The 18,761-nt window shown below is 60.7% G+C and carries 17 protein-coding genes; 8 read left to right on the top strand and 9 right to left on the bottom strand.

Translation table 11 applies throughout. From position 1 onward, the window contains the following. Positions 1-320: 320 nt before the first annotated feature. The 5 genes from J1C56_RS23445 to J1C56_RS23425 form a co-directional block, all read right to left on the bottom strand. The gene (locus J1C56_RS23445) at positions 321-1,364 is read right to left on the bottom strand and encodes an LLM class flavin-dependent oxidoreductase (RefSeq protein WP_214392441.1); all 1,044 of its coding nucleotides are present in this window, start codon (positions 1,362-1,364) and stop codon (positions 321-323) included. A 249-nt stretch (positions 1,365-1,613) separates the two neighbouring features. Beyond that, a complete protein-coding gene (locus J1C56_RS23440) occupies positions 1,614-3,254 on the bottom strand; it encodes an SDR family oxidoreductase (RefSeq protein ID WP_214392440.1) in 1,641 nt (546 codons plus the stop codon). A 183-nt stretch (positions 3,255-3,437) separates the two neighbouring features. Beyond that, positions 3,438-3,977: a nuclear transport factor 2 family protein gene (locus J1C56_RS23435; RefSeq protein WP_006333835.1), complete on the bottom strand. Its 540-nt coding sequence runs from the start codon at positions 3,975-3,977 to the stop codon at positions 3,438-3,440. 211 nt (positions 3,978-4,188) lie between these two features. Continuing rightward, on the bottom strand, positions 4,189-4,434 hold the full coding sequence (locus J1C56_RS23430; protein ID WP_027056547.1) for a ferredoxin: 246 nt from the start codon (positions 4,432-4,434) through the stop codon (positions 4,189-4,191). Positions 4,435-4,472: 38 nt separating this feature from the next. Beyond that, positions 4,473-5,690 (bottom strand): cytochrome P450, encoded by a 1,218-nt coding sequence (locus J1C56_RS23425; protein WP_214392439.1) that lies wholly within the window; start codon positions 5,688-5,690, stop codon positions 4,473-4,475. 1,492 nt (positions 5,691-7,182) lie between these two features. Here J1C56_RS23425 and J1C56_RS23420 point away from each other — a divergent pair. Further along, the gene (locus tag J1C56_RS23420) at positions 7,183-7,731 is read left to right on the top strand and encodes a peroxiredoxin (protein WP_214392438.1); all 549 of its coding nucleotides are present in this window, start codon (positions 7,183-7,185) and stop codon (positions 7,729-7,731) included. 74 nt (positions 7,732-7,805) lie between these two features. After that, a complete protein-coding gene (gene rpoN / locus J1C56_RS23415) occupies positions 7,806-9,260 on the top strand; it encodes an RNA polymerase factor sigma-54 (RefSeq protein ID WP_097574892.1) in 1,455 nt (484 codons plus the stop codon). On the opposite strand, the gene J1C56_RS23410 is transcribed toward rpoN, so the two are convergent. The 4 genes from J1C56_RS23410 to J1C56_RS23395 form a co-directional block, all read right to left on the bottom strand. Then, positions 9,257-9,904, bottom strand: coding sequence for a nitrogen fixation protein NifQ (locus J1C56_RS23410; RefSeq protein ID WP_214392437.1), 648 nt, complete (start codon positions 9,902-9,904; stop codon positions 9,257-9,259). The two genes, rpoN and J1C56_RS23410, sit on opposite strands and share 4 nt — an antisense overlap. Further along, a complete protein-coding gene (gene fdxB / locus J1C56_RS23405; protein ID WP_006333844.1) occupies positions 9,901-10,218 on the bottom strand; it encodes a ferredoxin III, nif-specific in 318 nt (105 codons plus the stop codon). Before fdxB ends, J1C56_RS23410 begins: the two co-directional genes overlap by 4 nt. Then, positions 10,215-10,418 carry a CCE_0567 family metalloprotein gene (locus J1C56_RS23400; RefSeq protein WP_214392436.1) on the bottom strand — a complete coding sequence of 68 codons (204 nt, stop codon included), beginning with the start codon at positions 10,416-10,418 and terminating at the stop codon, positions 10,215-10,217. The genes fdxB and J1C56_RS23400 overlap by 4 nt, the downstream gene beginning before the upstream one ends. A gap of 618 nt (positions 10,419-11,036) precedes the next feature. After that, the gene (locus J1C56_RS23395) at positions 11,037-12,932 is read right to left on the bottom strand and encodes an ABC transporter ATP-binding protein (protein WP_246591833.1); all 1,896 of its coding nucleotides are present in this window, start codon (positions 12,930-12,932) and stop codon (positions 11,037-11,039) included. Between the two features lie 34 nt (positions 12,933-12,966). Between J1C56_RS23395 and J1C56_RS23390 the strand changes: the two genes are divergently transcribed. The 6 genes from J1C56_RS23390 (at position 12,967) to J1C56_RS23365 (ending at position 18,755) form a co-directional block, all read left to right on the top strand. Beyond that, complete coding sequence (locus J1C56_RS23390; protein WP_214392435.1) at positions 12,967-13,122, top strand: hypothetical protein; 156 nt, start codon at positions 12,967-12,969, stop codon at positions 13,120-13,122. A gap of 532 nt (positions 13,123-13,654) precedes the next feature. Next, positions 13,655-14,911: a cysteine desulfurase NifS gene (gene nifS, locus J1C56_RS23385; RefSeq protein ID WP_214392434.1), complete on the top strand. Its 1,257-nt coding sequence runs from the start codon at positions 13,655-13,657 to the stop codon at positions 14,909-14,911. Further along, positions 14,892-15,275, top strand: a complete 384-nt coding sequence (gene nifW / locus J1C56_RS23380; protein ID WP_006333852.1) for a nitrogenase stabilizing/protective protein NifW — start codon at positions 14,892-14,894, stop codon at positions 15,273-15,275. Before nifS ends, nifW begins: the two co-directional genes overlap by 20 nt. Before the next feature lie 182 nt (positions 15,276-15,457). Next, positions 15,458-16,309, top strand: coding sequence for an electron transfer flavoprotein subunit beta/FixA family protein (locus tag J1C56_RS23375; protein WP_027033177.1), 852 nt, complete (start codon positions 15,458-15,460; stop codon positions 16,307-16,309). Between the two features lie 20 nt (positions 16,310-16,329). Further along, positions 16,330-17,436: an electron transfer flavoprotein subunit alpha/FixB family protein gene (locus tag J1C56_RS23370; protein ID WP_214392433.1), complete on the top strand. Its 1,107-nt coding sequence runs from the start codon at positions 16,330-16,332 to the stop codon at positions 17,434-17,436. 11 nt (positions 17,437-17,447) lie between these two features. Further along, on the top strand, positions 17,448-18,755 hold the full coding sequence (locus J1C56_RS23365) for an FAD-dependent oxidoreductase (RefSeq protein WP_214392432.1): 1,308 nt from the start codon (positions 17,448-17,450) through the stop codon (positions 18,753-18,755). Positions 18,756-18,761 lie beyond the last annotated feature (6 nt).

The following is an 18,761-nucleotide window of genomic DNA, read 5'->3' as shown; positions in this document are numbered from 1 at the left end:
GCCAGGTACCCTCTCGACCCTTGGTCGGGCTTGCGACATCCTCGTCCAACTTCGGACACAAGAGGGGTCGTGGGAGTGGCTATTCGTCTGCGCCGTGGCGGGCGTCCCGTCAGGCTGCCGATCAAGGATCGCAAGCGAGATGGCCCGGAGGGCGGAAGACCGGTGGTCCGTGCAGGCAAGGTGACGGACGGCGTTGGTCTTCGATCCCGGCAATCACCAGGCGGCTTGACTATATATCCATGCCGCATGGACGAAGTGTCGAGCATCGGCATGCGAGATTTCAACACCCCCAGGGCCCGCCCCGAGCTTCAAGCCTTGACCTAACCAAGCGACTTGTTGATCGCTGGAATGATCTTGTCTCCCCAGAGCTCAATCTGGCGTAGCATCGTCTTTTGGTCGAAATCTCCCAATTGGGTCTGAATTGCGATCTGGTCCGGCTTCAGGATACTTATCTCTTCCAGCAGGCGATCGATGACGCGACTTACGCTGCCGATCGGCAGGTTCTGGCGCATGGTCTCGAACGACAGATCCTGCTGCGTCGGTGTTTCCTGCAGCAGATAGCCGTCCCGGCTCTGCTGGCGGCGCTGATGAAGTGCTTCAGATAGTCGGCGCTGGAAGCGGGCGTTGTCGAGATAGCTGTCGATCTCCGCCTGATCGTCGCTGGCATAGCAGCAGCGCAGAAGCCCTATCTTGGCGGCGGTGACATCCTTACCCCGCGAGGCCGCTGCTGCCTCGATGGTCTCACGCAGCGTTCTCAAGTTTTCCAAGCCGTTGTGGAACGCCGTGACGAAAAGATTGTGGCCCTCACGATAGGCCCGGCACATGCTTCGCGCGGACCCGCAGGCGATCCAGATCGGTGGGGCTGGCCTTTGGATGGTGCGCAGCGAAATCGCCGTTAAAGGTATCTTCTCATACTGGCCATTGTGCTCGAAGACCTTCTGGTTAAGGCCCTTGAGAAGGATATCCAGGTATTCCGCAAACACGGCCGGCGCCTGATCGACATCGACGCCGAAGCGCTCGAACTCGAACTGCTGGTATCCCGAGCCGACGCCGAGTTCGAGGCGGCCGTTCGAAACGATATCGGCAAAGCCGATCTCGGAGAGCAGGCGCTGCGGTTGATATAGCGGCAGCACACACACACCGGTGCCAAGGCGAATGGTGCTCGTAAGGCCAGCACAGTGCGCCACCATCATCAAGGGCGAGGGAACCAGGCTGTAGTTGTTGAAGTGGTGCTCGGCGAACCAAGCGGTGTTGAAGCCAGCCTGCTCCGAAGCGATTGCCTGTTCTATGGAGTTACCGATGACGCTGTCGCACGATTGATGATAGCCTCGCTGGGCCGCCAAGATGAACGTCGCGAATTCCATGGCGTGTCCCTCGTTTACACAAAGTGGCCAATCAAGCCTTCGACTTGTGCCGATTGCGGGTGGGCCGCGGTGTCGATCCGGCCTGCGGCGACGTAGTCGACGATCTTGCGCAAAGCCGCTTATCGTTCGGCGGCCGCAGGCAAGCGCCAAAACCTGGCTAGTGATTCGACCCTGATGACGAGTTTTCCGTCACCGATGAAGACGATCACTTGGCAAGCCGCGCTTGGCACGTGCCATGCAGCCGCAGTCTCAATCCTCGAACCTCGTCGGCTTCGACGAACCGCAACCCGTCGCCGGCGAACATTCCGTTGGATTTTCTTGATCGGTTGGCTGGGCGTTTCGCGCGTCAGCCAACGAGGTCAAGCCGCCGTCCACGTAGAGGGTCGAGCCGTTTACGTATGAGGCATCAGGCGAGGCCAGAAAGAACACTGCCTCGGCGACGTCTTCGGGCTCTCCCATCCGCCCCATCGGGATGCGCCGTTTGATCGCTACGGAATCGATGCAGCCGGACTCGACCAGCTGAGCAATGTCAGGCGTACGGATATAGTCAAGAGCGACGGTGGCCGTTCGGATGCCGACCGACCCGAGTTCGGCCGCCATGCACCGGGTCAGAATGTTCATACCCGCCCTGGACGCCCCATAGGCATGGCGCGGCACGAAGGGCAGGAAACTATTGATCGATCCAAGATTGAGGATTACGCCGCCGGCGTCCATCGACTTGATCGCCTCGCGCGCGCAGGTGAAGGTGCCGGTGAGATTGACGTCCAGTACCCGCTCGATCTGTCGCGGGATTTCGATCCCTCGCACAAACGTATCGGCAATAGCAGCACAGTTGACGAGGATCTCGATGCGACCGAGGCGCCCCCGTATTTCCTCGAACAGGGCCACCACCTCGCTCTCGACCGCCAAGTCGACGGATTTCGCCACGTGCCTGCCGCCCAGCAAACCAGCGAGTTCTGCCGCCCCAGCACCATCTTTATCAGCAATCACGACTGTGTCGGAGTTCGCGGCAAAGCGGCGAACGACGGCGGCGCCTATACCGTTCGCGCCGCCCGTCACGACCACTGTGCGCGCGCCAGTTCGTTCGGCCGGCCGGAAGAGTTCGGCTCGAGGCGTCTCGTCGACCGTCGGGTGCGCGTCGCCCGGCTGGTTGAACGACATCCAACCGCCGTCGACCGTCAGCACCGATCCTGTGATGTAGCCCGTCTGTGCGCTGGCCAAAAAACGCACGGCCCGAGCGATCTCGTCGGGGCGCGCCATTCGCCCCATGGGCACGCGGCGGCGCACGGCCGCGAGGTCCATCTTGCCCGCACGTTCCAGTTCCGCCACCATCGGCGTGCGCACGTATCCTGGCGCTACCGCCGTTACGCGGATGCCGCGCGAGGCCCACTCGCATGCAAGCGATCTCGTGAGAGCGATCAAGCCTGCCTTCGAGCTGGCATAGGCGTTGCGCTTGGGATTGCCGAGCACGCCCGCCAGCGAAGCGACGTTGACAATGGCAGCGCCGGGCTGCATGCGCCTCGCCGCTTCGCCGGCCATGATGAAAGGCCCGATCAGATTTGTTGCCAGCACGCGTCGGAAGGCCTCGAAACCGGTGTCGACGGTCGCAGCCATGGCGGGTCCTATCGCCGCGTTGTTGACGAGAACATCGATTTTCGCGAACTGCGCTTCGATGCGGCCGTATAGGGCGACAATGTCCTCTTCTCGTGAGACATCGCATTCGAGGCCCAGATGCGGATGGCCGAGACCGCCGGCCAGTTCAAGAACGCCGCTGCCAGGAAGGTCCACCGCAACGACGATGTCTCCATCGGCGGCAACGATCTCGACCAGCGCACGGCCGATTCCGCCTGCCGCTCCCGTTATGATGACGACCCGTCCTGCCTGCTTCATATGAACCTCTCCGCAGCCAGCGTCAGAGATATCGACGCGAGTCAGGCGCAAGACCGGTCGCGGACGTCCTGGTGACGGCGAGTTTCCATACCGGGTAGACGTGTTGCGTTCCGCGACCGCTCCCGCGACGTGGCTCCGCAATTGGGAGCCTTGGACAGCATTGTGGTGACATGCATGGCATTTTCATTTTGATGACGAGCTGCGGCGCTTCCTGAGCGCGTAAACCGGGTCATTGGGATGCGCTGCTCCGATCGGTTGCCGCAAGCCGAACCGTTCTGCCTCGGGGACCGCTGGTGGGGTCTGCTCTTCGATCCAATCGTAAACGACGGTCCGTTCGGCAATGCGCCACGCCCCTTCCCTCTTCTGAAAAAGATCGCAGTAACGGCCGCAGAGAAGCACCTGGCGTGCTTCTCCGTCATTGTCTGGTCCGCGTTGCAGCGCGGTGAAATAGCTTTCGACCACGGCCTCCGACGGGTCGATGAATTCGATCAAGACGTTCGTGATCTGGTGGATTAAGCGCGGTCCGGTTTTGAAGAGACCAAGCGCAAACTCAAAGAAGCCCTCGGCTGAGCCGCGATAGGCACCGTGATTGTCATGCGCATCGGGCCAATATGCACTGCGCAGCGCAGCCTCATCCGCGCGGTCTATGCCGCGGCAGTACCGATAAAGGCAGTCGCGGATCGCCTCGCGGTCGCGCAGTTCGGTGATTTTCGCCTGGCCCATCGCTCTGTCGCAAATTTGAGATTGGAAGAGGCGTTTCGTGCCTCTAGGTGCGTGCAAGGTCGAACCGATCGGCAACTGAAGAAGCCAGAACGGAGACGAACTTCACGTGTCGCGTGCGTGTCATTGAGGTCTCGATGCCGGAGAGGAGGTAGGCAGGGAAGCGGCCGGACATCTTGCTTTGCGGTGTGGGGCCACGTCTCGTCGATTCCACCTAAGCTTCCCCAGTTCTTGGTTGCATGGCGGCTGGTTCGAACCGCGCTGCCGATGTGCGATCGACTTCCAGCGCACGTTCGGGGCAGGATCGCGCGCCTTGTGACGCAAGCAGTTGCTCCCCCTCCGCAACCTGAATGTCACCGGGCAGGATGTAGCCATCGTCATCAAGCTTGAAGATGTCCGGCGCTTGCGCCCAGCATCGCGCGTGACCCTGGCATTTGGCATTGTGGACGATAATGCGCATAGCGCTGCCTCCATTGTCTTGGCATGGCTCGGCGATGGTCATGACCAGTCCAGGATCAGATTTTCGATCCCGAACACATGGCCGCCACAGGTGATGGGCGCTGTACCCTCCTTGATCCGGAAGGTCGGTATGCGCGCCAGCCACTCCTCCAGGCCAATGACAATCTCGCGCCGGGCAAGGTGTGAGCCAAGGCAACGGTGGGGACCATAGCCAAAGGCGGCGTGGCGGTTGTGCTCTCGCGCCAGATCGACCGTGTTGGGGGATTCGAATTCCTCCGGGTCGCGATTTGCAATCATCGTGGCGCACGAAACATAGTCTCCCTTTCGGATCGGCGCGCCTTCGAAGTCGATATCTTTCGTAGCCACGCGGATCAACTGAATGGGCGGATAGGCCCGCAGCAACTCTTCGGTTGCGAGCAGGATGCGGTCCGGTTCGCTGCGCAGCAGTTCCTGATCCTTGAGGTTGCGCGCTAGATAAGCCAGGTCAAAGCCAATAGCTGCTGCGACAGTGTCAAGTCCCGCGACGAACACAAGCACGCCGATGCCACGGATCTCCCCGTCGGTTAGCCGGCGGCCTTCGATCTGTGCCTGCACGATGAAGGTCATGAGATCGTCGACCGGATCCTTGCGGCGATTGGTTGCAAGTTCATCGATGAAAGCCACAATCTTGCGGGCAGCCACAGGTCGTTCCACATCGTCGCCGTGGAGCAGATCTTTCGCCCAGCCGACAAATGTATCGAGTCCCTGATCCGGCAACCCCAGAAAGCGAAGGAAGATGCTGACAGTGAACGGAAAGGCAAAATCCTTCATGACGTCGCAGCTTGTGCCCGATGCGGCGATCCCATCGATCAGGGCGATCGCTCGCTCACGGACAGCCGGTTCCAGTGCCGTCACCCGCTTGGGCGAAAGCAGCGGACTGAGCAGTGAGCGAAATGCGCCATGGGCCGGTGGATCGAGCTCAAGCGGGATCGTCGGCCAGGTTTCGCCCAGTATGGAGGAGAAGATGCTGCGATGGCTGGAAAAAGTTTCAGTGTCCTGCAGCACCTTACGCTGGTCTGCGGCGCGGGTGATGACCCAGGTGCCCCGGCCATCTTGCGTGTTGTAGGGGGAATAGAAGATCGGAGGCCCGTCATGGGCGCAAGCGACGGCTGCGTGTGGATCCCCGTTGGGCGTTGGTGGCATGCCTGGCGATGTGAACAGGCTGAAGTCTCTCACCATTTCGGGCGGGACATGATCTGGAACCGGGTTGATCGCCATTGCATTTCTCCTGCCGTCTAACCACTAACCAGGCCGCGCGCCATGGCATCTTGGCCATCCAGCAAGCTTGTTGCCCTCTTGGCCAGACCGCTGCCTGCCCGCCAAAGAGCCGACGAGCGAAATCGTCGGAGACCCGGCGTTTTCCAGCTTCGAACGGCGAACCGGAATGAAGCTCTTGCTCCACAGCGGTTCGGGGTCGATCATCTCTTCGAGGATATCCGCAGCGCGGCACGCGAAAGACCGGTTGGCCGCCGAAGTGCTCGCCGGTCTCCTCAAGCGCCGGCGAGAGGGCAGGAGCAAGCACATTCTGGTCGAACCGTATCTGCAGGTCGATCGGTGGCCATTGGCCGGTGCCGGGCGGTTGTGACGGTGACGCCAGTCACGCCGGTCGATATTGCATTCCGCGGGCAATGCCCGTTTCGGATAGAATCTGAACTGACGCTGACCTGACATGTCGTCCTCCTTCATTGCATTGAGCGCGATATCACTCACGAATGGACGCCAGTCGGTATCTCCTGCCGTCTCACATGAGAGCTTCAAAAGTCGTGCCAACGGCGCGGAAAGAGCCCTGCAGGAGATTTTCTACATATCATTCAACAGCTTGAACGAATGCGCAGCCGCAAGCCTGGCGGAGCAAAGCCGTGTCCCGGACATGACAAACCCGACAGCAAGGTCGCGGCAGCTTCAAAATGCTCCGAGAGCACAAGGCGGCTTTTTCCGTCACCTTGGGACCGTGCCCGCCTCACGCAAGCGCGGTTCAGAAAGATCACATGGCCAGCTTGCTAATGGACGTGCTGGCTTTTTTGTACCCGTTGTCGATTTCGAAGCGGTCTCGCGAGCGTCGATAGGGCGAAGCGCGTGGGCCTGTCAGCCGTCTCAATCCTGAGAACGGAGGCCATAGGGACCCTCGCCAGGTTAACCCCGATCGACTCCTGTCCCTCGTTCCGAGTTTGAGCCCCAGATTTTCGCTTCGAATACGAGCCACGTGTTCGCCGCGCCGGCGACCCGGCGACCCTCCGGTCCGACTTCCGACATTTTTGTCCAGCTTCGGACAAAGAGGGGCGCGGCTTGATACGCATAAACGGGATCCCCTCTGCCCAGAGCTCACGATCAGATGATTATGGGCGCGCTCGCTCTCGGCGAAGGCACGGTCTTGGCCGCTCAAGGCAAAGAGTGTCGCTGCAAAAAACAGTGTGACCCCCAGCCTGAAAATCAAATGGCACGGCGCTTGCGTCGTACTCGGCAGAACCCATCACAAGGTGGCCAGGAGTAAGACCATTGCTGACATCGCGACGCCCCGTACAAGCGCGTAGTGAAACCGTTCTCGTGCCGCCACAAATCGAGAACGCCCGTGCTCGCGAGCGGTTTTGCCATGGCTGATCCAAGGTCGACGCAAAACGCGCGGCGCTCGACCGAATTGCCGGCCAAGGTCGATGCCGTGTCAGTTTCAACCGAAAAAGCAGCCCACCAGTTTTCCTCCAGGAGCACATTGATGACCGTCAAAAAAAAGGTTCCTTTCGTCACCTTTCGCACGCGTGTTCGCGATGATTCCATCGAGGGACCAAACCCGCACCGCTGGGAAGACAAGACATCCGACGACTATTTCAGCGGCAAGCGCATCATCCTGTTCTCGCTGCCCGGTGCCTTCACCCCGACCTGCTCGACCTTGCAGTTGCCCGATTTCGAAATGCTCTACGACGAGTTCGAGAAGGTGGGAATTGACGCGATCTACTGCGTTTCCGTCAACGATGCCTTCGTCATGAATGCCTGGGGCAAGGCCCTGGGGCTGAAGAAAGTCCAGCTCATCCCAGACGGCTCGGGCGAGTTCACCCGCAAGATGGGCATGCTGGTTGCCAAGGACAATCTCGGCTTCGGCATGCGCTCCTGGCGCTACGCTGCCGTGATCAACAATGGCGTGGTGGAGCAGTGCTTCGAGGAGAACGGTTTCTGCGACAACTGCGAGGCCGACCCCTATGGCGTATCGTCGCCGCAGAACGTCCTTGAAACGCTGCGAGCCGCCAAAGCCGTGACGGCTGCATGATCTAGACGAGTCAACGTCTCGAAAATCCCCTTGCACAAGGCGAAGGGTCGCTCGGTAGGAGTTTCACGCTAGCCATGGAGTCCTCAGCAAGCCTGCTTCAGCGTCAGAAGCAATCGTTGGTTTTGACGCCGCAAATGATGGAATCCATTCGCCTGTTGCAACTGGCGCATCCCGAACTGCATCAGTTCGTCGAGCAGGAAATCGAGAAGAACCCCTTTCTGGAACGGGCCTCAAACCGGGCGCCGAAGGACATTCCGTCGATTTCGGCCGGGAACCCGCGCATCGGGCCGACCACGGGCGGAATATCGGATCGGGCCTCGCAGTGGAAATCAATCCGCGGCAAAAACAATGTCCAACCGGGGGGAAACCATGCGTTCGAAGATTCCTGGACGTCCATCGAAACATTGCACGACCATGTCGCTCGTCAGATCGCTCTCAGCGCATTCGCGCCGCTGGAGCGGCGAATAGCTGGCGAGCTTGCCGGTCATCTGGAAGACACCGGATACCTTCCGGTGAACCTTTCGGAACTGGCCCGCAGCCTGAATGTCCGGGAGGCTGTTGTGGAACGGGTTCTCGGAACCTTGCAGCAGTTCGATCCACCGGGTATTTTTGCGCGAACTCTCAGCGAATGCCTTGAGATACAATTGCGGCAGCTAGACAGGTTCGACCCGGCAATGGCAGCGCTGGTCGCCAATCTTGAAGCGCTGGCGCGACGCGATTTTCAAACATTGAAGCGCCATTGCGGTGTCGATGAAGACGACCTTCTCGACATGTTGCACGAAATCCGCGCGCTCGATCCCAAGCCCGGAAACCGATTCCAATCCGGAGGGCCTGAATCGATCATTCCCGACGTCTTGGTCCAGCCCTCTCCCGGAGGTGGGTGGCAAATCGAACTCAATCCAGACACGCTGCCCAGGCTGCTGATGAACCAAAACTATTTTGCCCAGGTCTCCCGCCTAAGCGCTCAAAATTCGAAAGATCAGTCATTTCTCAACGAATGCCTCCAAAACGCGAACTGGCTAATCCGCAGCCTTGATCAGCGCGCCAAGACGATCCTCAAGGTAGCGGCTGAAATCATCCGCCAGCAGGACGCCTTTTTTGAACATGGGGTCGCCCACCTGCGGCCTCTCAATCTCAGGACTGTCGCGGATGCGATCAACGTGCACCAGTCGACGGTAAGCCGGGTAACGTCGAACAAGTACATGCTGACCCCGCGCGGCGTGTTCGAACTGAAGTATTTTTTCACTGTCGCGATCGGCTCCTCCGAAGGCGGCGACGCGTACTCCGCCGAAGCTGTCCGCCATCAAATCAAGGCGATGGTTGCCGTGGAATCGCCCAACGAAGTGCTTTCCGACGACGACATCGCCACCCGGCTCAAGGAAACCGGGATCGACATTGCTCGCCGCACCGTTGCGAAATATCGTGAGGCGCTGAACATCCCGTCCTCCGCGCGACGTCGCCGGGAAAAGCGCGTGCGTCTTCGATGCCAATCAAGCCCGGGCGGCGGCGGCGACGAAAGCGGCTCTTAAGCGAGCCCGTTCTTGATCCGTGCCAAGTGGCTTTCGCCTTCCTCCGGGCCAAAACAGCTTTCGAAATCGCCGCATTCCTGACAACTGGGCGCGGTGCATAGCGAAAAGCCTTCAGCCTCGCAGAGCTTACGATAGAAATACTTCTTCCATTTCATGTTTTTGGTGTTGCCGGCCGCCAGCGCCGAGAAATGCCTGGCCATTAAGCGGCTGAGTTCGGCCCGATTGAAAAGGCCAAGGTCCTGCCACAGATGGTCATTGCGCAAACTGCGCCTGGCGATGATCTTGGCGAAGAGGGTGCTCGCCGGATTGCCTGGCCTGGCATGCCCAATAAGCAAGCCGCGCAGAAGCCCTTCCTCCATATCCGGCTCGGGATCGGTCAGCTTTTCCAGCACGAAGGCGTTGACGGGAACAGCCGGGAAATAGCGTGTCATGACATCTCGCAGGTCGGCACGCGAAAGGCCGGTTGCTTCGGTCGCGGTCGCCTTGCCGGCCTCGACCTCCTCGAACGCGAGGTAGAAAACACAGGCAAGCACATGCCGGTCGAACGCCGCCGCCTGGTCTGTCGGCGGCCATTGGCTGGTGCTGAAACAGCCACGGTGATGGGCGAATGTGGCGCCGTTCTGCTGGTCTTGTCCCCAGCTCATGCAGCAAGCTTGTCGGCCGCAAGGTGGGTCTGGCAGTTCTTCGGGCAGACGCGGCCGCAGGCGCCGCAGCCGATGCAGCGGCCGGCATGGTCGACGATCATGACCATGCGGTTGAGCTCGCCGTCGAAGTCGTCGTCCTCGCCCGCGCAGATGCCGAGGATTTCGCCTGCGTCATCGACGCCATGAAGGTGCATGACCTCGCGCGAGCAGACCTTGAAGCAGCGGCCGCAGCCGATGCAGGTCGCGCCATCGATCGCCGTCAGATAGTGCGGCGTCCAGGGAGAGCCGTCGCGGGTGACGAAAGCGCCCGTCATTGTGAATTCTCCAACGCTGCGAGTTCTTCCTTTGCCGCATCCAACTCGGCAAAAACCTCGAAGGCTTTCCAGGCGACCGCCTTGATCTCGGTCCAGTTGACCGGAAGGTCCTCGGCAAGGTCGTGCAATTCCATCTTGGCGGCTCCCGCGCGCGACTGCAGCTTGCGGACCTTCTTCTGCAACAGCGCAAGGTCTGACATGATCCCCTTCCTCGCAAGCCGGTCGTTACGCCCGCGCCATGTCGGGACGCGCTTCGAAGGCCACGAGCGCATCGCCGGCGCGCCGGCCTCGGCGGGTTTCCGGAACGTCTCGAAGCCGAACCGGTGATGCCGATGGACGCTGCAGCCAGCTTATGCAATCCCGCGCGGCGAGACGCAGGTCCGTATCCTTCGAGTTCGGCATAAGAGCGGTTGAGCGCAGACGACAATCAAGATCTTGTTCCCGACGTCGACGCGGGCGGTGAGCGCATATTGTGAGGGTGTCGATTTGGCGACGCCCCTATGCCAGAGAAGGCGGATCTCGCGTGGATCCGGCGCGTTGCTTTCCTTCGCTCCATTGATCGCATCAACCAGGATCTAAATAATCGCGCGGCGGCTGCCGCCTCAGGAGGAAGCCTCAAGCGCTGTGCCGGGAACGCAGGACGCAGCTCATAAAAAGTTGTCTTCATCCCATTCATGGGTTTGCTCAAGAGCGCGGCAGGAAGACAGGCCGGCACCAGGCGTGTCGTGAATTGGACAAGCCCGACGACAGGTTGCGGCCGCCTTTTCAGGAACGGCCCGACAGGATTGCTGGGGAGGCAAGCTGAATTCACGCCGCGTTCAACCGTGTTGCACATTGGTCTCATCGCACCCCTTTGTCAGTTCCAAGGCCTGCCGCTCGAACAGGCGGCGGTAGATGCCGTCGCGACGGATCAGCGCGGCATGGTCGCCCTGCTCGGTGATGCAACCACGGTCGAAGACAAGCAGCCGGTCGAGTGCCCGCACCGTCGAGAGCCGGTGCGCAATGACGAGCGTGGTGCGCCCGACCATGAGCCGCTCCATCGCCTTCTGGATTAGCACCTCCGATTCCGAGTCGAGGCTTGATGTCGCCTCGTCCAGAATCAGGATCGGGGCATCGGCGAGGAAGGCGCGCGCTATCGCCACACGCTGGCGCTCGCCGCCTGAGAGCTTCACGCCGCGTTCGCCGACCAGCGTACCGTAGCCGTTCGGCAGGCGTGCAATGAAGTCATGCGCGCTGGCGAGCCGCGCCGCCTGCTCAATGTCGGACCGAGAAGCACCCGGCCGCCCATAGGCTATGTTCTCGGCCAGCGAGCGGTGGAACAGGAGGGGCTCCTGCTGTACGATCGCGATCTGCGAGCGCAGCGAACCCTGCGTCACCCGCGAAATGTCCTGCCCATCGATCAAGATTCGTCCAGCATCCAGGTCGTAAAGCCGCTGGATGAGCTTGACGAAGGTGGTCTTGCCGGAGCCAGAGGGGCCGACCAGACCGACCCGCGCGCCGGCCTCAATCGAAATCGACAAGTCGCTGTAAAAGGGCGACCAATGATTGCCGTAGTGGAAGTGGACGCTCTCAAAATCGATGTGACCCTTCGTGATCCGGATCGGCTTGGCGCCCGGATCATCGGCCACGTCGGGCGGCTGGCTGTAGGTTTGTACCAGTTCCTCCATCTCATTTACAGAGCGCTGGATGTTGCGCACGTGTATGGAAACATCACGCAAGTAGCCATATAGGACGGTGAAAGAGGCGAGCACCAAGGCGATGTCACCTGGGGTAGTCTGGCCGCGCGACCACAAAAATAAGGCATAGCCGATCAAAGCCGCTCTCATCGCAAGAAGCATGATCCCCTGGAATGCAGCACTGACCGTCCCGCGCACCCAGGTCCGGAGGGTGCGGTGCCGCCACTTGGAGATGACTTTCGCGAAGCGATGATCTTCCCGCACCTCGGCGCCGAAGCCTTTGACCACCGCGTTACAGCTGATCGCGTCCGCAAGCGAGCCGCCAAGCCTCGTGTCCCAGTTGTTGGCGAGGTTTGCGGCTGGCGCCACATAGCCGAGCGACAGGACAATAATCAGCGCCACATAGCCAACCGAGCCGCAAGCGATGATCAGCCCCATCATCGGCCAATACCAGCCGAGCAGAACGCTCGACCCCACGAGCATGATGAGCGACGGGAACAAGGCAAGAAGGATCGTGTCGTTAAGGAGGCAGAACGCCCACATGCCGCGCGTGATCTTGCGCACCGTAGAGCCGGCGAAGGTTTTCGCATGCCAATCGGTCGAAAAGCGCTGGACGCGATGGAACGCGTCGCTGGCGATGTCCGACATCATCTTCAGAATGAAGTCATTGACGGCAAGGAAGGCGATGTTGCGCATGACGACGGCGCCGAGTGCGAGCGCGATCAACATTGAAAAGGCCGCAAGAGCCGCATCCCACACGACGGCGTCGGCTGCCGCTCCTTGGGCGACCGCGTTTACGAGCCGTCCGGAATAGAGCGGCGTCAGAACGTCAAGGAGCGTTGCCACCAGCACCGCGATCATAATGATCGCGAGCCGGACCGGCTGCTTGCTCCAGTGGCGCATGGTGAAGGCGAAAACGTCGCGAAAGGCGGCGCCGCGTAGATCGATGTGAAAACGCCGCGTGGCTTTGTACGAGCGAAGCAGGCCGCTCGGTCTCAAGAAACCCGAAATGGAAGGTCTGCGTGAGGACGAAAACATCGCTCGGAATGCGGGTGGCTGATCTGGACCTGACATGTTGCTTTCTTTCCTTCGTTCCATCGATCGCGATGTCACCCGCGAGATGAATATCGGCCGCAGGCACGCGCTGCCCTACGAGGAGAGAACCGCAAAAGCCGCGCCAAAGGCTCAGAAAGAAGCTCAGAAGCATTTTCTGCATATTCTACAATGACAAACGAGATCTCAGCAGGGCAACGGGGGCGTAACAGTGCCGTGTCGCGCACGCGACAAACCCGACAGGACGCCTCGGTCGCGCGGGCAACCTTGGCGAACGGCCCCGACAGGATTGCTCCTCACGCGAGGCGGAATCTACGCCCGCCCGATTCCACGGCGTTCCGCGTTGAACAATTCCCGCCGATGTCGGAAATGCGACATAGCTGTGTTAGAGCCATCATGTTGTTTTGAAATGATTCCCTTCTTTGGCACGGTCCATGCGTAGCTGTTCGCGAACGCTTCCGGCCTGAAGGAGAGACAGTCCATGATCAAGCGCACCGAAAACGCCGTGGCCTAAAGACCGCGCTTGCCGGGGGCCGAGCCGGCGCAACGCTGGCGCACCAAGGTCGAGGCGGGTTGCCGCGCCGGCGCCAAGAAGCGCGCAGGCCGAATGTGGCCGCGGCAACTCCTTCGGCTAACCATCATCATCATCATCATGACAGACCGGGCGTGCGCCTTGTGTGATTGCGCTCAGCAGAAGGATCACATCCATGAGACCTGTTTATCTGGACAACAACGCAACGACACGGGTCGATCCTGAAGTCGTTCAAGCAATGCTGCCGTTTTTTACCGAGCAATTCGGCAACCCTTCGTCGAGCCACGATTTTGGCGCTTCCGCCGGGGCGGCGGTGAGAAAGGCGCGCCTGCGGGTGCAAACGCTGATCGGAGCGGAGTTCGAGAACGAGATCACCTTCACCTCGGGCGGGACGGAAAGCGACAACGCCGCGATCCTCTCGGCGCTCGAGGTGATGCCTGAGCGCACAGAGATCGTGACTTCCGCAGTCGAGCATTCGGCCGTGCTGACGCTTTGCGCCCACCTTGAGAAGACGCGCGGCATCAAGGTGCATAGGATCCCGGTGGATCGCCACGGCCGGCTCGACCTCGACACTTATAAGGCCGCCCTCACCCCGCGCGTGGCGATCGTCTCGATCATGTGGGCGAACAACGAGACCGGGACGATCTTCCCGGTGGTCGAGCTTGCTGAGTTGGCCAAGGAAGTCGGCGCCCTTTTTCATACCGACGCGGTGCAAGCGGTCGGCAAGCTTGTGATCGACTTGAAATCGACGGCAATCGATATGCTGTCTCTCTCCGGCCACAAATTACACGGACCGAAAGGGGTCGGCGCACTTTATGTAAAGCGCGGCGTGCGCTTCTGTCCGCTGATCAAGGGGGGAGGCCAGGAGGGCAACCGCCGCGCCGGCACGGAGAATACGCCAGGCATCGTCGGTCTCGGCGTGGCAGCCGATCTTGCCTTGAAATTCATGGACGACGCGAACACACGGGTAAAGGCGTTGCGCGACCGCCTGGAGAAGGAACTTCTCCAGCGCATCCCACACGCCTTCGTCGCCGGCGACTTGCTAAAGCGGTTGCCGAACACCGCAAACATCGCCTTTGGAGATATCGAAGGTGAGGGCATACTGCATTTCCTTAATCGCGAGGGCATCGCCTGCTCCTCCGGCTCTGCTTGCGCCTGCGGCTCGCTGGAGCCGAGCCACGTCTTGGTGGCGATGAACATCCCCAATAGCGCGGCACACGGGGCAATCCGTTTCTCCTTTTCGCGCAACAACGGCGAGGAGGACGTCGACCGCGTGCTCGAGGTCATGCCCGGGATCGTTAAGAAGCTGCGTGAGCTTTCCCCATCTGCCAGCCAGGCGAGAGGACTTCAATCAGCTCCAGGCCTGGGCGACAAGGCAAACCCGACCACCGTTTCCGGCCCAGGAGGATGCAATGCGCAGTTGTTTCGCTGAAAGCCGCGCCATCGATGTCACCGACATCCTCGCCCGGCTGAAGAGCCTGTCGGCTGCGGAGGAGTTCTTCGCAGCCCTTGGCATCTCTTATGATCCGAAGGTGCTCAATGTCTCACGGCTGCATATCCTGAAGCGCATGGGCCAATATCTCGCTGAAGAGGATTTCGCCGGTCTTCCCGACGGGGTGATCGCCGCGCGGGCGCGTGCGACGTTGGAACGCGCCTATGAGGATTTCGCGACATCTTCGCCACTCACCCAACGGGTCTTCAAGGTGCTCAAAGAGCACGATCCCGACAAACCGGCCACTCGGGACCACACCTTTGTCCCGTTCGAGTCGATCCTGAGGCGGTTCGGGACAGAATAACGCGACACGAGTGCGACGCGACAATGTCGAAAAGCCGACAAACTCGGTCATCACGACGGCACCTTCGGAAGAAAACAACCCATGTCAAAGGGAACAGAGCAACGCAAAATGGTTGGCACGAATGATGCTGCGAAGGAGATGAACGCCAGGGCCGCTTGCGGATTGGAGCCGAGAAAGACGCAATGCACATTGTAATCTGTATCAAGCAGGTGCCGGACTCCGCGCAGATACGTGTCCACCCGGTGACGAACACGATCATGCGCCAGGGCGTGCCGACCATCATCAACCCTTACGACCTGTTCGCCCTCGAAGAGGCACTGAAATTGCGCGGCGCCCATGGCGGCGAGGTCACCGTGCTTACGATGGGTCCGCCGATGGCAGAAGATGCGCTGCGCAAGGCGCTCACCTATGGCGCCGACCGAGCGGTACTCTTGACCGACCGCTGTTTTGCCGGCTCCGACACGCTGGCGACCTCCTTCGCGCTTTCTCGGGCAATCGTGAGAATTGCCGAGACCTTCGGCGCGCCGGACATCGTCTTCGCCGGCAAGCAGACGATTGACGGCGATACCGCCCAGGTCGGGCCCGGCATCGCCAAGCGCCTCGGCCTCCTGCAGTTCACCTATGTGGCGAAGATCGACTCTATCGATGTCGATGCGCGCGAGATCACCGTCAAGCGCCGTTCGGAAGGCGGTACGCAGATGCTGAAAAGCAGGCTGCCTTGCCTCATCACAATGCTGGAAGGCACCAACGAAATCCGCAGGGGCTCGCTCGACGACGCCATGCGCGCCGCGCGCAGCCAGATCGTGAAATGGAGCGCGGCCGAAGCTGGCATTGAGGACCTCAACAAATGCGGCCTGCGCGGCTCGCCGACGGTCGTCAAGCGCGTTTTCGCCCCAACCACGAAGGCGGAAAAGGCGACGCAGATCGACATGACCGACAAGACGCAGCACGACCTCGCTGACGAACTGATCGCCGCAATCTTTACCCGCCAGCCAGCGCTGGAACACGAACTCGCCTTCGACGGCGGCCAGTGACGGGACGGCAAGGAGAGATGATGTCGAACGCGAACCGCGAAGCCCCTCCTTCCGCCGGCCGTGCCGGCATCAAGAGGGAATTGCCTGAGCACTTTAGGGACTATCGGCACGTCTGGGTTTTCATCGAACTGGAACGCGGCGAGGTCCATCCCGTGTCCTTCGAACTGCTTGGCGAAGGCCGCAAGCTCGCCGACAAGCTAGGCATCCAGCTTGCGGGGATCGTGCTCGGACCGCCGTGCGAGGCCACGCAGCATGCCGTTGCCGAGGCCTTTGCTTACGGCGCCGACCTTGTCTACCTCGTCGAGGCACCGCTGCTTGCCGACTATCGCAACGAGCCTTTCACCAAGGCGATGACGGATCTGGTCAATACCCACAAACCGGAGATCCTGCTTCTCGGTGCGACCACGCTCGGCAGGGATCTCGCTGGCTCAGTAGCGACGACCTTGCTGACAGGGCTCACTGCCGACTGTACCGAACTCGATGTAGATGTCGACGGTTCGCTCGCCGCGACCCGTCCGACTTTCGGCGGTTCCTTGCTATGCACGATCTATACGCTCAACTACCGGCCGCAGATGGCCACGGTACGACCGAGGGTTATGGCCATGCCACCGCGGACGGACAAGCCGGTCGGGCGTGTCATCCGGCACAAGCTGTCAATGACCGAGGAAGAGATCATCACTAAAGTCCTTGGCTTCAACCTCGATCGCCAATCGGCAAAGGCAAATCTCGCCTACGCCGACATCGTGGTTGCCGGAGGCCTCGGTCTCGGCTCAGCGGAGAATTTGCAGCTTGTGAAGAATCTAGCGCGGGCAATCGGCGCCGAATATGGCTGTTCGCGCCCGTTGGTCCAGAAGGGCTGGATGCCTGCCGATCGGCAGGTTGGCCAAACTGGCAAGACCATCCGGCCAAAGCTTTACATAGCGGCCGGGATTTCCGGCGCCATTCAGCATCGGGTTGGCGTGGAGGGGGCTGATTTGATCGTGGCCATCAACACCGACCCGAACGCCCCGATCTTCGAATTTGCCCATCTCGGCATCGTCACCGACGCAATCCGTTTCCTGCCGGCATTGACGGAAGCTTTCACCCGGCGGCTGTCGCCGCACAGCCACGACAAGCTTGCGAGCTAAGGGAGAGGGCCATGATCGAGCAAGAATTCGACGCCATCGTCGTCGGGGCCGGTATGTCCGGAAACGCGGCCGCCTACACCATGGCAAGCCAGGGCCTGACGGTGCTGCAGTTGGAGCGCGGCGAGTATCCGGGCTCCAAGAATGTCCAGGGCGCCATCATGTACGCCGACATGTTGGAGCAAATCATTCCGGATTTCCGGGATGATGCGCCTCTCGAGCGGCATCTGGTCGAGCAGCGATTCTGGGTGATGGACGACACCTCCCACACCGGGATGCAGTATCGATCGGACGATTTCAACGAGGCGAAGCCCAATCGCTACACGATCATCCGCGCCCAATTCGACAAGTGGTTTTCGCGCAAGGTGCGCCAAGCCGGCGCGACGGTGCTGTGCGAGACGACGGTGACCGAACTTGTCCGCAGTGCCAGCGGCAAGGTGATCGGCGTGCGCACCGACCGGGCTGGCGGGCCGATCTACGCGGACGTCGTCGTGCTCGCAGAAGGTGTCAACGGGCTGCTCGGTACACGGGCCGGCCTGCGCAAGATGCCGAAGCCAGAAAGCGTGGCGCTCGCTGTCAAGGAAATGCATTTTCTACCCGATGAGGTCATTGAGCAGCGGTTCGGCCTCCAGGGCGACGAAGGCTGCGTGATCGAAGCGGCGGGCACGATTTCCCGCAGCATGGCCGGACTGGCCTTCCTCTACACCAACAAGGAGTCGATCTCTCTCGGCATCGGCTGCCTCGTCTCCGATTTCGCCCAGACAATGGAGAGCCCTTACGTCCTCCTCGACAACTTCAAAAACCATCCTTCGATCCGGCCGCTGATCGCGGGCTCGGAAGTCAAGGAGTATTCCGCGCATCTCATTCCCGAAGGTGGCTACAAGGCAATTCCGCAGCTCTTCGGCGACGGCTGGGTGGCGGTCGGTGATGCCGCCCAACTGAACAACGCTATCCACCGCGAGGGTTCGAACCTCGCCATGACTTCCGGCCGCATCGCGGGCGAGGCAATCATTGAGATCAAGGGCCGCAACCAGCCGATGATCAGGAGGAACCTCGCCCTCTACAAGACCATGCTGGACAAGTCCTTCGTAGTCAAAGACCTGATGAAATATAAGGACATGCCGGCCCTTATACACACCAATTCCCGCAATTTCTTCATGACTTACCCGCAGTTGATGTCGCAGGCCGCGCAGAACTTCATGCGGGTCGACGGCACCCCAAAAATCGAGAAGGAAAAGGCGACCACTGCTGCCTTCATCAGGGCGCGTTCGCGCTGGGGGCTGATCAGCGATGTGGTCCGCCTGGCACTCGCGTGGCGCTGAAGGAGA

This window comes from Aminobacter anthyllidis (genome assembly GCF_018555685.1).
Taxonomy (GTDB): Bacteria; Pseudomonadota; Alphaproteobacteria; order Rhizobiales; family Rhizobiaceae; genus Aminobacter; species Aminobacter anthyllidis.
Note: the sequence above shows the minus strand (reverse complement) of the source record. Positions and strands in the feature narration are given on the sequence as shown.

What these genes read in the sequence shown, in the direction of transcription:
- J1C56_RS23390 (WP_214392435.1), top strand. Translation starts at nt 12,967, where the DNA reads ATGTTGCTTTCTTTCCTTCGTTCCATCGATCGCGATGTCACCCGCGAG.
- J1C56_RS23440 (WP_214392440.1), bottom strand. Translation starts at nt 3,254, where the DNA reads ATGAAGCAGGCAGGACGGGTCGTCATCATAACGGGAGCGGCAGGCGGA.
- J1C56_RS23425 (WP_214392439.1), bottom strand. Translation starts at nt 5,690, where the DNA reads ATGGCGATCAACCCGGTTCCAGATCATGTCCCGCCCGAAATGGTGAGA.
- J1C56_RS23400 (WP_214392436.1), bottom strand. Translation starts at nt 10,418, where the DNA reads ATGTCAGACCTTGCGCTGTTGCAGAAGAAGGTCCGCAAGCTGCAGTCG.
- J1C56_RS23430 (WP_027056547.1), bottom strand. Translation starts at nt 4,434, where the DNA reads ATGCGCATTATCGTCCACAATGCCAAATGCCAGGGTCACGCGCGATGC.
- J1C56_RS23410 (WP_214392437.1), bottom strand. Translation starts at nt 9,904, where the DNA reads ATGAGCTGGGGACAAGACCAGCAGAACGGCGCCACATTCGCCCATCAC.
- J1C56_RS23395 (WP_246591833.1), bottom strand. Translation starts at nt 12,932, where the DNA reads ATGTTTTCGTCCTCACGCAGACCTTCCATTTCGGGTTTCTTGAGACCG.
- nifW (WP_006333852.1), top strand. Translation starts at nt 14,892, where the DNA reads ATGCGCAGTTGTTTCGCTGAAAGCCGCGCCATCGATGTCACCGACATC.
- J1C56_RS23365 (WP_214392432.1), top strand. Translation starts at nt 17,448, where the DNA reads ATGATCGAGCAAGAATTCGACGCCATCGTCGTCGGGGCCGGTATGTCC.
- J1C56_RS23370 (WP_214392433.1), top strand. Translation starts at nt 16,330, where the DNA reads ATGTCGAACGCGAACCGCGAAGCCCCTCCTTCCGCCGGCCGTGCCGGC.
- J1C56_RS23445 (WP_214392441.1), bottom strand. Translation starts at nt 1,364, where the DNA reads ATGGAATTCGCGACGTTCATCTTGGCGGCCCAGCGAGGCTATCATCAA.
- J1C56_RS23435 (WP_006333835.1), bottom strand. Translation starts at nt 3,977, where the DNA reads ATGGGCCAGGCGAAAATCACCGAACTGCGCGACCGCGAGGCGATCCGC.
- fdxB (WP_006333844.1), bottom strand. Translation starts at nt 10,218, where the DNA reads ATGACGGGCGCTTTCGTCACCCGCGACGGCTCTCCCTGGACGCCGCAC.
- nifS (WP_214392434.1), top strand. Translation starts at nt 13,655, where the DNA reads ATGAGACCTGTTTATCTGGACAACAACGCAACGACACGGGTCGATCCT.
- J1C56_RS23420 (WP_214392438.1), top strand. Translation starts at nt 7,183, where the DNA reads ATGACCGTCAAAAAAAAGGTTCCTTTCGTCACCTTTCGCACGCGTGTT.
- rpoN (WP_097574892.1), top strand. Translation starts at nt 7,806, where the DNA reads ATGGAGTCCTCAGCAAGCCTGCTTCAGCGTCAGAAGCAATCGTTGGTT.
- J1C56_RS23375 (WP_027033177.1), top strand. Translation starts at nt 15,458, where the DNA reads ATGCACATTGTAATCTGTATCAAGCAGGTGCCGGACTCCGCGCAGATA.